The following is a 14,974-nucleotide window of genomic DNA, read 5'->3' on the forward strand; positions in this document are numbered from 1 at the left end:
TGAGGGAGCACGCTTTTTTAATAGTTGTACGTTATCGATTATATTGCCTAATAAACTTTCTGACAAGTTTACCCGACTCGTTTAGGTCGGTATCTTTCCATTTTCCGGTAGACGAAGCACTAGGAAGTAGCATTGAACAAGTTTCTTTCTTATCAGAGATAGACCAGTTGACCCAACTTATTTTCTTGCTTTCCATCAGGTCAATCCACTTCTGCCATTCAGCCATATTGAGTGGCCCGTCGCCCGATGCTTCCATTCCTGCACATTCAGAAACGAAGATAGGCAGGCCGGTATTGAGAGCATCGACCATTCGTTGGCGCAAATATTCCTTGTGAGTTGCGGCATAGAAGTGGAGTGTGTACATCACATTGCTGACTCCCTGTAGTGGACTGGCAGCCACAAGGTGAATATCTTGATCCCAATGGGGGCATCCCATCAAGATAATATTGTCCGGGTCGTGCTGTCGAATAGCGCGGATGATGGTTTGGGCGTATTCTTTTAAGTTTTCCCAAGAGTCTTCCACAGGTTCGTTATACAGTTCGTAGATGATGTTGGAATGCTTTCCATACTTCTGCGCCATCTTACTGAAGAAGTCAACGGCGGCTTGTGTGTGCATCGTATGAGCGTGCCAGTCGATGATAACGTAGATGTTGTTCTTGATAGCTCCTTCTATAATGGGCGTCATACACTTCATGGCCAGCTCCGGATTGTCTAGATAGTTGTTGTCAATCTGGATGCCCATAGCTGCTCGTACCACCGAGACATTCCAGTCTTTGACCAACCATTTCAAGCTTTTTTCGTTGTAGAAGCGTGGCCAAAGATTGTGCCAACCGTAACTGACGCCTCTTAATGAGATGGGTTCACCGGCTTGATTGCATAGTTGTGACCCCTTGACTTGCAACTGTCCCCAGCGTTTGACGGGCGGCGCGGCATGGATATGACATGCCAAAAACACGCCTATGAAGGCGAGTAAGATTCTTTTCATGGTTTGAATGAGTTTGTTTTAAAGTAGTGTTAGTGTATATAAGTAGACGACAGCAGCAGGGATTGCCATGAGCGAAGAGTCGAAACGGTCGAGCATTCCACCGTGTCCCGGCAAGATATTGCCACTGTCTTTAATGCCAAGTGTGCGCTTGAAGAGGCTTTCAACAAGGTCGCCCCATGTACCGAAGAACACGACAACGAGTCCTAATCCCATCCATCCGGCAATACCAAGGGTATGAGGTGTATCGCCTTGGTTGGCATAATAGCCGATGATAGCAGCCACTATCAGCACCAAGATACCACCGCCTATGCTACCTTCCCAGCTTTTGGCAGGGCTTATTCGTGGGAAGAGTTTGTGCTTACCCAGCAGCGAACCGGAGCAATAAGCGCCTGTGTCGTTGGTCCATAGGAATATGAATACGGAGAGAGGAAGCAGCATGTCGTAGGCAATAGCGTTTCCGTCAGCTGCTGTAGACTCGAAAGCCAGAATGTTAATCATGGAGAATGGTAACGCTATGTACATCTGTCCGAGCATGGTATAGGCCCAGTCGTTGATGGGGTCTTTCGTCTTGAGGTACATATTGCTGATGAATAAGTAGATAATCGTCAGCAGATAGGGTACGAAGACGATAAAGTTGGTGACGATACCTGTGCGATAACCGGCTACAGCTAAGAAGAAGTAGACGCCGGCAACGGTCGATATAAATCGATTCACTTGTACGTTTTTACGTGCATTGACGAGTCCGGTGTACTCCCAAAGGGTCAATCCGGTAATCAAAGCAAATAGAAATACCATGGCACGAGGGGTGAAAAAGCACACCACCATGATAACGACAAATAGCACGCCCGTTATCGAGCGTACTATTAGATTCTTCATTTTGTCAGACATAGTTGTTATTTTTAGTCTTAACTTTCTTTTTCTTCGACTAGCTTCTGCTGGTGTTCAGCCTCTGCTTGCTTTACTTCTTCGGGCATATCTTCGAGCTTTGGAGCATTCGCTTCGTTCTCGTTGATAATCTCCTGCGAGCGACTTACCCACGGACGTTTGCCGAAAATCTCTTCCACATCTTCCACGTAGATAACCTCACGCTTGACAAGTAGGTCGGCCAACTGGTTATGACCATCTTTATGTTCGGTCAATATCTGCTTGGCACGAGCGTATTGTTCGTTAATCATCTTCAGCACTTCATCGTCGATAATCTTTGCCGTCGTATCTGAGTAAGGGCGTTGGAACTGATATTCTTGGTTATTATAATAGCATATATTGGGCAATCGGTCGCTCATACCGGCATAGGCTATCATGCCATACGAGCTTTTGGTGGCCCGTTCCAAATCGTTCATTGCACCCGTAGAGATATGTCCGGTGAAGAGTTCTTCGGCAGCTCGGCCACCCAACAAGGCACACATCTCATCGAGCATCTGCTCTTTGGTTGTGATTTGGCGCTCTTCCGGCAGATACCAAGCGGCTCCCAAAGCCTGTCCACGTGGCACGATGCTCACCTTAACAAGTGGATTGGCATGCTCGCAGAACCATGAAACGGTGGCATGTCCAGCCTCATGTAGGGCGATGGAACGCTTCTCTGCAGCTGTCATAACTTTGGTTTTCTTCTCCAAACCACCAATGATACGGTCTACAGCGTCTAAGAAATCCTGTTTTCCTACATAAGTATTATTGTGTCGGGCAGCTATCAATGCAGCCTCGTTACATACGTTTGCGATGTCGGCACCTGAAAAACCGGGAGTCTGACGAGACAAGAAATCGATGTCAACAGTCTTATCTGTCTTGATAGGACGAAGATGAACTTGGAATATTTCGCGTCGTTCTTGTAAGTCGGGTAGGTCTACATTGATCTGTCTATCGAAACGACCGGCACGCAGTAGAGCCTTGTCGAGCATGTCGGCACGGTTGGTTGCGGCCAATACAATGACTCCGCTATTGGTTCCGAATCCGTCCATCTCGGTCAGAAGAGCGTTGAGTGTGTTTTCGCGTTCGTCGTTTCCACCCATTGATGGATTCTTGCTACGGGCACGACCTACAGCATCTATTTCGTCGATAAAGATGATGCAAGGAGCTTTTTCTTTAGCTTGATGGAACACATCGCGCACTCTGCTGGCTCCTACACCCACAAACATTTCAACGAAATCCGAGCCACTCATCGAGAAGAAAGGAACACCGGCTTCGCCTGCAACAGCCTTAGCCAACAGCGTCTTTCCTGTTCCCGGAGGTCCAACGAGCAATGCTCCCTTAGGTATTTTACCACCTAATTCGGTGTATTTAGCCGGGTTTTTCAAGAATTCTACAATCTCTTGAACCTCTTGTTTGGCTCCGGCTTGTCCGGCAACATCCTTGAATGTGATGCCTAGGTCATTGCCTTTTTCGTACATTTTAGCCTTGCTCTTGCCCACGCTGAACACATTTCCGCCGGCAGCACCGCCACCGCCCATGCGTCGCATGATTAAGAACCACAAACCAAAGAAGAGAGCTATGGGCACAAGGGTGCTGAAGAGCATGTTGAGAAGCCCATTGCTTTTCTCGTTCTCGTAGCTGAAATCTACGAATTTACCTTGCTTTTGCTCGTAAGTTAAGAACTCTTCCAGTTTATCGGTTGAGCCAAATTCTACGTCGACAGAGGGCTTGGCGCCTGTCTGCTGAGCGCTCATTTGGAAAACGTCGCGTATGTTTTTTGACTTTACATACATCTTTAGAGTCTTCTTGTCGGTGTTGATGACGATGTTACTAGCGTAACCTTTGATGACGTATTCCTTGAATTTGGCATAAGTTGCCTTTTGTGTTGCCCCGCTATTGCTAGCTATCGAGTTCCCACCTCCGCTAAGAAGGAAGAGAGCCACGGCAAAGATAATCAGCCCATAGAGCCAATTCATGTTGAATCGGGGCATCTTTGGGTCGTTATTGTTGTTGCCGTTAGGCGAAGTTCTATTGTTCATAATGAATTGATTTGATGAATGGAAACTCTAATATCAAATATCGTGCCAGTCTTAATCGAGGTTAGGAATGTTGGTCAGTTTGGCATCTTGCCACAGATTCTCAAGATCGTAGAACTGTCGAGCTTCTGGTAAGAACACGTGTACCAGTACATCTACGTAGTCCATGGCAACCCATTGGTCGGTTCCCAACCCCACCACATTGACGGGTTTCTCGCCCAAATCGATGCGTGCCATGTCGCCGATGGATTCGGTTATGGCCTCAATCTGTGCAGGAGAATTACCTTGGCAGATAATGAAATATTTGGTTATAGCACCGTCGATACCCTTTAAATCGACGATAGTGATGTTCTCTCCTTTTTTTTCTTGTATACCCTTGGTGATTGTCTCTACCAGTTTTGTTGTTTCTTCCATTAATTAATATTGTATAAAGCTTTTGTTTTGGCAAAGTTAGTGCTAATGAGGGGCATGTGAACTTGTTCGCAAATGGCCGACTATAGCCTAACTTATGCAAAGTTAGCAGAACTAAACAGAATGACAAAATAAAAGAACTTTTTTTTCAATTTATACTGTTATTGGTAGTGTAATAGGGGGTGTTAAATATATAAAAAAGTAATGTTGTTATTTTTTTTTACCTGTTTTATGCTATCTTTGTGAGCGCAATCTAATTTAAATATTGGCCTATGTATTATAACGCTAAGAAACTTTTGCGCGATGAAACGATTGACACGGCGCAGTGTCGAGATGCTTGTTACAATCATCCAGCTACCTTGAAAGACTATCTTTTAGCACTCATAGTGGAAGATTTTTGTAATAAAATAGGGCAGAATTTATTTTTATTGTTCCTCTTTGGTTTGCTAGCCATGGGACAAGGTTATGTTCATATCCTCGTCTTATTCATTTGCTGGTTAGGCATTAAAGTCTATGTGCTCGCGAAACATGTGCAGATATACAAAGGAGCTACGTACAAACTTCCTGATGGTATAAACGGTATCAGCGTGGATGGTGAGAGGATTAATTGTCTATCGGGACGTGCAGACAGAATAGTTATTCGTTACTTGCGTTATCGGTGGGATCATATCAAATGCGTGCGAACCTTTCAAAATATGGTGATAGTAACTCAAAAGCACCATGTTCCATCGCTGGTTCTTAGCATGGATGAAGTGGATGAAGATGTGAAAAACGTGTTGGCGCTATGGAAAAGAGCCTTGGTGGAAGGTCCTAGCCTTCTTTCTTACACTTACCAACAAGATGAAATGGAAGCACTGGATAGGTCGCTAGACAGAATGTTCTTGGACGACGAAAGTGATATGACAGATGAGGAAAAGGAAGAGAATGCATTCGTTTATCATGAGATAGTGTCTGATGACATTCATTTAGACATTATGGTGTACCGGCCAACCGAGTATCGCCCGTATTATAAGTTGTGTACGTCGGGGCTTGGTGCATATCGTATGCCTTTGTCGGAGGAAGAAAAAGACGACGGACAGCCCGAACGCGCGGAACTCATGATGTATCTTCCGGCCGACTGGAAATTGATGCTTAGCGAGGAAGATGAAGCTGTGTTTCAAGACGAGAACAACTATTGGCCGATACGATTGCTCAAAGATTTTGCACGTATGCCGCTGCAAGATGGTTGTTGGATAGGCTATGGGCATAGCATGTCGAATGAAGATGGTCGGCCTTTGGCGCCGAATACGACTTTCTCGGCAGCCGTATTGTGTATGCCACCAGAAGAATTCTGTGTCACCAATTTGCCTACCGGCAAGAGTGTTGTACACTATCTGGTGGTTCCAATTACAGCCGAAGAGTTGCAATTTAAATTTGATAACGAATATAAGGCGGATGGATTGTTAGAGAAGATAGGTCTGTGGAATGAACAGTTTGAGACGAAAGAGGGAGTAAATGAGTTCTTACAAACTTATCTGAAACGCATACGAGAGAAAGGCGTGTGATTTGTAGTGAGGACTTTTGGAAATGTTTGGGTGAATTGTATTCGCCCAAACGAGCGAGTAGAAGTCTTTGTACTGGCTTTGTAAAAGGTCGTATGTACACCGTCTCCTGTGGTTTTGTGTGCTGATAATTAGTATCGTTTGTTTGGGAGACGGAAAATTTTCCGTCTCTACTGTCGCTCTCTTCTCATTCTTAACTCATCATTTCTCACTCATAATTCGTCTACTTGTCACCTCGTTAACTTGTCAACTGTCCCACTGCAAAGGCTTGGCAACATCGCTGCCTCGACTATGCAAGAATACTGAAAAGGTGATGCAGCATTGCTGGAAAGCCTCTGCAGTGAGCCGTCGGACACATGAAAAAAGGATAAAAATTATTCCATTACAAAATAAAATGCTATTTTTGCAAGGATTAAAACGAAAATGCTAATTTGTTATGGTAAAAATCACATTCCCCGATGGCACTGTACGTGAGTACGAACAGGGTGTCACCGGTTATCAAATCGCAGAGAGTATTTCGCCTGCTCTCGCCCGTGACGTTGTATCTTGCGGGATTAATGGCGAAACAGTAGAATTGAATCGTCCTATCAACGAGGACGCTACCATTGCCCTCTATAAGTTTGAGGACGAAGAAGGCAAGCACACATTTTGGCATACCTCTGCCCATTTGTTGGCGGAAGCATTGCAGGAACTCTATCCCGGTATACAATTTGGTTTTGGTCCTGCCATCGAAAACGGATTCTTCTATGACGTGATGCCGAAGGAAGGCGACGTCATTAGTGAGTCTGATTTCCCCAAGATTGAAGCGAAGATGAAGGAACTGGCTAAGCAAGACGAGGCTGTAGTTCGCAAAGATATATCAAAGGCTGACGCTCTGAAAGAATTCAAGGCCGATGGACAGGAGTATAAATGCGAGCACATAGACCTAGACTTGAAAGACGGTACCATCTCTACTTATACTCAAGGTAAGTTTACCGACCTCTGTCGTGGCCCGCACTTGATGTCTACGGGGGCTATCAAGGCTATCAAGATTACGAGTGTTGCCGGCGCATTTTGGCGTGGTGACGCCAAGCGCGAGCAGATGACACGTATCTATGGTATCACATTCCCGAAGAAGAAGATGCTCGACGAGTATCTGGCAATGATAGAGGAGGCCAAGAAGCGCGACCATCGTAAGATAGGAAAGGAGATGGAACTCTTCATGTTCTCGGAGCGTGTAGGCAAAGGTTTGCCTATTTGGTTGCCGAAGGGAACAGAACTTCGCTTGCGTTTGCAGGATATGTTGCGCAAGATTCAGAAGCGTTTCGGCTATCAAGAGGTTATTACTCCGCATATTGGTTCAAAGAATTTGTATGTGACTTCAGGTCACTATGCACACTATGGCAAGGATAGTTTCCAGCCTATCCATACGCCGGAAGAGGACGAGGAATACATGTTGAAACCTATGAACTGTCCTCACCACTGCGAAGTATTCGCTTGGAAGCCACGTTCATACAAAGACCTACCGCTGCGTATAGCAGAGTTTGGTACCGTATATCGCTATGAGAAGAGCGGCGAGTTGCACGGTCTGACACGTGTGCGTTCGTTCACTCAGGACGATGCCCATATTTTCTGTCGTCCCGACCAAGTGAAGAGCGAGTTCTTACGTGTAATGGATATTATCCAGACGGTATTCAAGATATTCAACTTTGACAACTTTGAAGCCCAGATTTCTCTGCGCGATCCTAACGACCACGAGAAGTATATCGGTTCTACCAAGGTGTGGGAAGAGAGCGAGAACGCTATCAAGGAAGCTTGCGAGGAGAAAGGGTTGAATGCCAAGATAGAATATGGTGAGGCTGCATTCTATGGTCCTAAGCTTGACTTTATGGTGAAAGATGCCATCGGTCGTCGCTGGCAGTTGGGTACAATTCAGGTAGACTACAATTTGCCGGAGCGTTTCAAGTTGGAGTATACCGACGATGACAACACCAAGAAGACTCCTGTGATGATTCACCGTGCGCCATTTGGCAGTTTGGAACGCTTCTCTGCTGTGCTCATCGAGCATACTGCTGGTCATTTCCCATTGTGGTTGACACCCGATCAGGTGGCTATCCTTCCTATCTCTGAAAAGTATAATGATTACGCCAAGAAGGTGGCTAAATACCTTGACGGACAGGGTGTGCGTGCTACGATTGACGACCGTAACGAGAAGATAGGCCGCAAGATTCGTGACAACGAGTTGAAACGCGTGCCTTATATGGTCATCGTGGGCGAGCAAGAAGCTGCCGAAGGTCTTGTTTCTATGCGTAAGCAGGGTGGTGGCGAGCAGGCTACCATGACGATGGAAGCGTTTGCCGACCGTATCAATGCAGAAGTTGCCGAGATGTTGAAGGCTACAGAAATCCATCCACAAGATTGATTGAATAAATAAATATTAAGGTGGAGATGAACATTTTTTAAGCATGAAAGTGTTCATCTCTATTCTTTATTATATATAGATGGCTTGCTGATGTTAAAATAAGCGTGGAAAAATTTTGCTAGTCAAGTGAAAACTCGTAACTTTGCAGCCGTTTAGCAAAAACTGTCACATAAAATAGTTGAATGAAGAATGACAAAATGAAAAACCAGTATCGCGTAAATGAACAGATACGCGTACGTGAAGTCCGCATCGTAGGTGAAAGCGGATCAGAGGTGATTCCTACACGAAAGGCGTTGGATATGGCTCGTCAACAAGGGGTAGATCTTGTTGAAATCTCACCAAATGCCCAGCCACCGGTTTGTCGTATCATTGACTATTCGAAGTTCCTTTACCAGCAAAAGAAGCATCAAAAGGAGATGAAGCAGAAGCAGGTGAAGGTAGAAGTGAAGGAAATTCGCTTCGGACCGCAGACAGATGAGCACGACTACCAGTTTAAACTGAAACACGCTCAGGAGTTCCTCAATGAAGGTAACAAGGTGCGTGCGTATGTTTTCTTCCGTGGCCGTTCTATTTTGTTCAAAGAACAAGGTGAGGTGTTGTTGCTACGTTTTGCCAATGACTTGGAAGAGTATGGTAAAGTAGAACAGATGCCTAAGTTAGAGGGGAAGAAGATGTTCCTCTATCTTGCTCCGAAGAAAGCTGCTGTTGTAAAGAAAAGTCAGCAGAAGATGGATCGCGAAAAGCGTGAAGCAGAAGCTAAGGCTGCCGCTAAGGAAGAGCAGGCTGTACTGGCAGAGAAGAACGGATTGTTCGCCAATGCTAAGAATGGCGAGGATGTGCTGAGCAAACTCAAGGGAGAGTAAATCTCTCATAGAAAGAGAAAAAGTGCGTAACGCCGGGTATATGCGTTGCCACTCTATATAAATAACAATTAAACAACAAAAAAATGCCAAAAGTTAAGACAAACTCCGGTGCAAAGAAGAGATTCTCTTTCACTGGTACAGGTAAGATTAAGAGACATCATGCTTACCACAGTCACATTCTGACTAAGAAGACAAAGAAGCAAAAGAGAAATCTTGTTCATCAGACATTGGTGGATGGGACAAACTTGAAGCAGGTTCGTGACTTGCTGTGTCTCCGTTAATTATTACTTTTTAGTCGAACTTTTTAAATTAGCAGAAAACTATGCCAAGGTCAGTAAATCACGTTGCTTCTAAAGCAAAGAGAACTAAAATTCTGAAGCTCACAAAAGGTTACTATGGAGCTAGAAAGAATGTTTGGACGGTAGCAAAGAATACATGGGAAAAAGGTCTTACCTATGCTTATCGCGATCGTCGTAATAAAAAGCGCAACTTCCGCTCATTGTGGATTCAGCGTATCAACGCAGCTGCTCGCTTACAGGATATGAGCTACTCTACATTGATGGGTGCTCTACACAAGGCCGGTATCGAGATTAACCGTAAGGTTCTTGCCGATCTCGCTGTCAACAACCCTGAAGCATTCAAGGCTATCGTTGATAAAGTGAAGTAAGGTATATCCTCTACAAACACGATATGAAAAGTGTGTCAGATGTTCTGACACACTTTTTTGTTGCTAGTTAGTTTATAGAATGTAGCTGAATTGAGTGTTTGTTGTGGATATGAGTGAGGATAGGGCGAAAAGAAAAGTGTCATCAACTCTTTAAGAGTGATGACACTGATTATAAGTTTACCTATTACGCATTCTTAAAAAGAATTTGCTAGAAGTGGTGCCACCAGGAATCGAACCGGGGACACAAGGATTTTCAGTCCTTTGCTCTACCAACTGAGCTATGGCACCATAGTCATTTAAAAGGTGTTGCAAAGGTATATATAAAAGCTGTAAATATCGAATGACCGCGATAGTTTCCCTTGGTGGTTAATAAAAATTAACTATATAAGGCTATTTACCGGACTTAGCCATTGGATTCCAACCTTGTGCTAAAAGTTCAAACTCGTTTCCATCTCTACTGATGAGCTGCTTACCAAGTTCTTCTTTTGTGATGTGTCCGATGAGCCGCACGCCTTCAATGTTTTCTATTTTGGCATGGTCGCCAATGGGAACTGTGAAGAGTAGCTCGTAGTCTTCGCCACCATTGAGAGCACAGGTGGTAACATTCAGGTTGAATTCTTCTGCCATGACGGCTGTTTGATAGTCGATAGGGATGTTCTTTTCGTATATGCGGCATCCACAATGGCTCTGCTTACAGATGTGTAGGAGCTCACTACTGAGTCCATCGGAGATGTCCATCATGGCTGTAGGATGGATATTTGCCTCGCGTAATTTTTGTATCATATCTCCACGAGCTTCCGGTTCCAGTTGGCGTTGGAGCAGGTATTCCTTGCCGGCAAAGTCGGGTTGGAAGTTACGAAGTTGTTCCAGTGCATGCTGGTCGTTCTTCTTTTGAGCTTCTTCCACTTGTTGGTAATAGACCGATTTCTCGCGTTCGAGCAACTGTAAACCCATATATGCGGCTCCGAGGTCGCCCGTTACACATACGAGGTCGGTATCCTTGGCTCCATTACGGTACACAATATCCTCTTTTGCTGCTTCACCGATACACGTGATACTGATAGCCAGTCCGGTATAAGACGAGGTCGTATCGCCACCTACAATGTCGATATTCCACTTGTCGCAAGCCATACGTAGTCCACTATAAAAGGCTTCCATATCCTCAACTTTGAAGCGTTTGCTGAGCGCTATGTTGACAATCATCTGCCTTGGTGTACCATTCATGGCGAAAATATCGCTGATATTCACCATTGCCGACTTATATCCGAGGTGTTGAAGGTCGATATATGTGAGGTCGAAATGTACCCCTTCCATCAGCATATCGCTTGTTACGAGCACCTCTTTGTCAGGATAATGAAGTACGGTGCAGTCGTCTCCCACACCATACTTTGTCGATTCGTTCTTGATTTGGATGTCTTTTGTGAGTCGTTCGATGAGTCCGAACTCTCCCAATTCAGATATTTCCATATATTAATATCGTCTTATTCTGTTCTTTTAATCATCTCGCGCATAATCTCGGTCATCAATGGTTGAGCACGATTAGCAGCTTCCTGCACTTCTTCGTGAGAAACTTCTACAGCCTGACCTTCCAATCCTAGATCAGTGATGATGCTGATTCCGAATGTGCGGATGCCACAGTGGTGAGCCACGATAACCTCTGGTACGGTGCTCATACCTACAGCGTCGGCTCCCATACGATGGTACATTCTGTATTCAGCGGGGGTCTCGAAGGTCGGACCTTGTACTCCCATGTACACACCATGCATCACTCTGATGCCCTTTTCTTCTGCGATTTTGTCGGCCAAAGCAATAAGGTTCTTGTCGTATGGTTCGTGCATATCGGGGAAACGAGGACCTGTCGGGAAGTTCTTTCCGCGTAGTGGATGCTCTGGGAAGAAGTTGATATGGTCGTCGATAATCATCAAATCACCGATTTTAAAGTCGGGATTCATACCTCCGGAAGCGTTGCTTACGAAGAGAGTTTTAATTCCCAGCTCGTACATGACGCGCTCTGGAAACGTTACTTCCTTCATGTCATAACCCTCATAGTAATGGAATCGTCCCTCCATCGCCATGATGTCTTTACCTCCAAGTTTACCAAATATCAGCTTACCTGCATGTCCTTCGACCGTAGAAACGGGGAAATTAGGAATTTCACTGTATGGAAATTCATAACTATCAGTTATCTCTGAAGCTAATTGTCCGAGTCCTGTTCCGAGTATGATTGCCGTTTTTGGACTTGTTGTCATCCTTTCCTTTAACCAGAATGCTGTTTCTTGAATTCTTTCGTACATAGTCAATGATTTTTTTATTGAATTGCTCTTCGTCGTCGAGCATGAATTTTATTTGGATGGGAAGTGCATAGATATGACTCCGTACAGGTTCGCTGAATCCATCTAAGATGCTCAGTCGGGCGGCATCTTTCTCTGTTGTGAGGATGATGCGAGGCTCTGGTAGGGCCATGAATGTTCTTTCTATCTCTTCAATATCGCGTGCTGTGAAGCGGTGATGATCCGGAAAACTCATCGGTGTGAGCGTTTTGACGCAGGCCGTAAGGTCTTGTTCCATTTGCTGTGGAGAGGCAATGCCGGTCAAGAGTAGCGTGTTATAATTCTTCAAGTCTTCTTTTTCAATTTCCTTGTCAATGAATACAGCCTTTGGGTCTGCATATTCTATGGTGGAGAAGAAAAGACTCTGATAAGGATATAAGTCCATTGCCTTGGTCAATACACGAAATTCCATCGGGTTCAAATCCTTTGGGCATTTGGTGATAATAACGATATCAGCACGATTTTTTCCGGAATGTGGTTCACGAAGTCTTCCTGCCGGCAGCAGTTTATCGTAAATAATAATGCGATGATAGTCGACTAAAAGAATGTTGATGCCGGGTTTTACATAGCGATGCTGGAATGCATCGTCTAGCACAATGACGTCGGTATCGTTGGTAGCTGCATCTGTTGTGAGCCTATCAATGCCTCTACAGCGCTTCCCATCTACCGCAATATAAATATTAGGATATTTCTTTTTCATTTGGAAAGGTTCGTCGCCAATTTGCTCCATAGCCGTATTTTCATCGGCAAGCAGGTATCCTCGTGATTTGCGCTTGTATCCTCGTGACAGCACTGCGACTTTAACCTTATCTTCAAGTAGTCGAATCAGGTATTCCACGTGTGGAGTTTTACCCGAACCACCCACTGTAATATTTCCTACAGAGATAACAGGTATATCAAAAGCTTTACTTTTGAGCACACCCATTTCAAAGAGACAGTTTCTGAATCTGACCCCTATGCCATAGAGCCAACTTAATGGTAATAGCCATTCATTGATTTTTATCAGATCTCCTTCTGTTCTCATTGCGTTATTGTATTCTTAATATGTAAGGCATGGCAGCTTGCAATCTGTCCCTATGTTGCATATCTTTGATAAGTTTGAAAGTCGTGTAGTATTCGCCAAATGTAGTTTCCAATTGTTTGTCAAGGAAACTGCTGTTATCCGGTATAGCCATAATGTTATCCAACCAGCTTTTGGCTTCAGGATAACTAGCGGTACCGTAATTCTTCAACTTTGCCAGTTCGGCAGCTTTAGCTATGGCCTTATTCAAGCCTCCAAGTTCGTCTACGAGACCTATTTTGATGGCATCTGCACCTAGATAAACATGACCTTGAGCTATGTTTTCCACTTGTTCCATAGACAACTTCCTGCCTTCAGCCACCCGTTTCTTGAACAGTTTGTATCCATTCTCAATGGCTGTTTGCATGATATTGAACTGTTCACCGGTCAAGAAGTGACCACTAGCCCCAAATACGGAGTTACGATTGGTCTTCACCTCGTCGAATTTCAGGCCTAACTTCTTGGTCATTAGTTCTGATTGGTCGGGAAGTAGTCCGAAAATACCGATGCTACCGGTAATCGTTGTGGGATCGGCAACAATCCAATTGGCCGGACAACTCATGTAATATCCACCCGATGCGGCTGCACCACTCATCGAGATTACCACCGGTTTCTTCTTGCGTAACTCGGCTACTTGATGCCATAGTTGTTCCGATGCGTATGCATCTCCACCTCCGGAGTTGATTCTTATAACTACAGCTTTTATATCATCATCGTCAGCTAAATCTTGTAAATCGCGGCAAACATCTTTAGCTACAATCTCATGATTTTCACCAAACATACTTTGTGGCATCTTGTTGTTTACTATATTTCCGTATGCATAGTACACAGCGATATGCTTTTCGGCACTTTCACTTTTCTGTGCTACCAACTCTGATGGTGTGATGAGATTCAGTTCCTCGTCTTTATCTATACCGATAGCTTTCTTTACGACATCCTTGATTTGGTCGTTATAGTACAGTCCATCGACCATTTTGTAACCAACCATCTTTGAAGTCTCCTCCATACCAATCAGTCTGTCGGCGTAAGCGTTAAGAGAATCCTTCGATATTTTACGACTGCCGGATACTGCATTTAATACTGTGTCCCACCATCCATGGATATATCGTTCTGTCTGTTCGCGATTTGGATCGGACATTTTGTCCTCAGTGAACATCTCCACGGCACTCTTGTATTTGCCCATTCTGAATGGAACGACCCTTACACCCACTTTAGCTAGCAAGTCTTTCACATATACCATCTCACCACCTATACCTTTCCAAGTAATCGAACCAATAGGATTCATGTATACCTTGTCGGCAGCTGTGGCCAAATAATAGTTCAATAGTGAATAGTTCTCACCGTAGGCTATTACTTTCTTTCCACTCTTTTTGAATTCCAAAAGCGCATCGCGTAACTCTTGCCTTTGTGCTATATCGGCAGTCAAGTTGCCTGATTCCAAATAGATACAGCTGATATTATCATTATGGGCAGCCTCGTTGATAGCTTCTATATAAGTTTTGAAACTGACACCCGTATTTCCATAGAGTTGGTCACTCAATGTTGTTTCGTCTTGTTCAGACATGTTTCCGTCGAGTTTCAGCAACAGTACTGAGTTTGATTCTAGCTTCTTGGTAGAGCTATTGGCTGTTATCATACCGATAGCACCGATGAAACAGAAGAACACTGTAATAATTCCGAAGATAAAAAGGCCTACAATTGTGGCAAGTACGTTTTTGAAAAAATCCTTCATATATAGCTTTTGGTTTCAGAGATGATATGATGCAAAGATACG

Annotated in this window: 13 protein-coding genes and 1 tRNA gene; 5 read left to right on the forward strand and 9 right to left on the reverse strand. The window is 44.4% G+C overall.

Annotated features, from left to right (window positions below; all coding sequences use genetic code 11):
- Positions 1-31: 31 nt before the first annotated feature.
- From HMPREF0671_RS07445 to rsfS, 4 genes are read right to left on the reverse strand one after another with little or no spacing between them, the layout of a single operon-like run.
- Entirely contained in the window at positions 32-985 is a 954-nt protein-coding gene (locus tag HMPREF0671_RS07445; protein WP_036898910.1) for a glycoside hydrolase family 5 protein, read from the reverse strand.
- Between the two features lie 18 nt (positions 986-1,003).
- Positions 1,004-1,873, reverse strand: coding sequence for a phosphatidate cytidylyltransferase (locus HMPREF0671_RS07450; RefSeq protein ID WP_036898914.1), 870 nt, complete (start codon positions 1,871-1,873; stop codon positions 1,004-1,006).
- A 17-nt stretch (positions 1,874-1,890) separates the two neighbouring features.
- Positions 1,891-3,930, reverse strand: coding sequence for an ATP-dependent zinc metalloprotease FtsH (ftsH, locus tag HMPREF0671_RS07455; protein ID WP_036898917.1), 2,040 nt, complete (start codon positions 3,928-3,930; stop codon positions 1,891-1,893).
- A gap of 51 nt (positions 3,931-3,981) precedes the next feature.
- Positions 3,982-4,341 (reverse strand): ribosome silencing factor, encoded by a 360-nt coding sequence (gene rsfS, locus HMPREF0671_RS07460; protein ID WP_036898920.1) that lies wholly within the window; start codon positions 4,339-4,341, stop codon positions 3,982-3,984.
- Between the two features lie 269 nt (positions 4,342-4,610).
- Here rsfS and HMPREF0671_RS11780 point away from each other — a divergent pair, with 269 nt between their 5' ends.
- From HMPREF0671_RS11780 to rplT, 5 genes are all read left to right on the forward strand, one after another.
- The gene (locus HMPREF0671_RS11780) at positions 4,611-5,882 is read left to right on the forward strand and encodes a suppressor of fused domain protein (protein ID WP_052052923.1); all 1,272 of its coding nucleotides are present in this window, start codon (positions 4,611-4,613) and stop codon (positions 5,880-5,882) included.
- A gap of 433 nt (positions 5,883-6,315) precedes the next feature.
- A complete protein-coding gene (gene thrS, locus HMPREF0671_RS07470; protein WP_036898924.1) occupies positions 6,316-8,280 on the forward strand; it encodes a threonine--tRNA ligase in 1,965 nt (654 codons plus the stop codon).
- Positions 8,281-8,462: 182 nt separating this feature from the next.
- Positions 8,463-9,143 carry a translation initiation factor IF-3 gene (infC, locus tag HMPREF0671_RS07475; protein ID WP_036898927.1) on the forward strand — a complete coding sequence of 227 codons (681 nt, stop codon included), beginning with the start codon at positions 8,463-8,465 and terminating at the stop codon, positions 9,141-9,143.
- Positions 9,144-9,226: 83 nt separating this feature from the next.
- On the forward strand, positions 9,227-9,424 hold the full coding sequence (gene rpmI, locus HMPREF0671_RS07480) for a 50S ribosomal protein L35 (protein WP_036898929.1): 198 nt from the start codon (positions 9,227-9,229) through the stop codon (positions 9,422-9,424).
- Positions 9,425-9,465: 41 nt separating this feature from the next.
- On the forward strand, positions 9,466-9,810 hold the full coding sequence (gene rplT, locus HMPREF0671_RS07485) for a 50S ribosomal protein L20 (RefSeq protein WP_036898932.1): 345 nt from the start codon (positions 9,466-9,468) through the stop codon (positions 9,808-9,810).
- A 215-nt stretch (positions 9,811-10,025) separates the two neighbouring features.
- On the opposite strand, the gene HMPREF0671_RS07490 is transcribed toward rplT, so the two are convergent.
- From HMPREF0671_RS07490 to sppA, 5 genes are all read right to left on the reverse strand, one after another.
- A tRNA-Phe gene (locus HMPREF0671_RS07490) sits at positions 10,026-10,098 on the reverse strand.
- Positions 10,099-10,200: 102 nt separating this feature from the next.
- Entirely contained in the window at positions 10,201-11,277 is a 1,077-nt protein-coding gene (gene thiL / locus HMPREF0671_RS07495) for a thiamine-phosphate kinase (RefSeq protein ID WP_036898935.1), read from the reverse strand.
- Positions 11,278-11,291: 14 nt separating this feature from the next.
- Positions 11,292-12,104 (reverse strand): purine-nucleoside phosphorylase, encoded by an 813-nt coding sequence (locus HMPREF0671_RS07500; protein ID WP_084589739.1) that lies wholly within the window; start codon positions 12,102-12,104, stop codon positions 11,292-11,294.
- Positions 11,989-13,164: a tetraacyldisaccharide 4'-kinase gene (gene lpxK, locus HMPREF0671_RS07505; RefSeq protein ID WP_036898941.1), complete on the reverse strand. Its 1,176-nt coding sequence runs from the start codon at positions 13,162-13,164 to the stop codon at positions 11,989-11,991. Before lpxK ends, HMPREF0671_RS07500 begins: the two co-directional genes overlap by 116 nt.
- 4 nt (positions 13,165-13,168) lie before the next feature.
- Entirely contained in the window at positions 13,169-14,932 is a 1,764-nt protein-coding gene (gene sppA / locus HMPREF0671_RS07510) for a signal peptide peptidase SppA (RefSeq protein ID WP_036898944.1), read from the reverse strand.
- Positions 14,933-14,974 lie beyond the last annotated feature (42 nt).

Origin of the sequence: Prevotella sp. S7 MS 2, from assembly GCF_000762865.1 — a bacterium.
In the GTDB taxonomy this organism is placed as follows: Bacteria; Bacteroidota; Bacteroidia; order Bacteroidales; family Bacteroidaceae; genus Prevotella.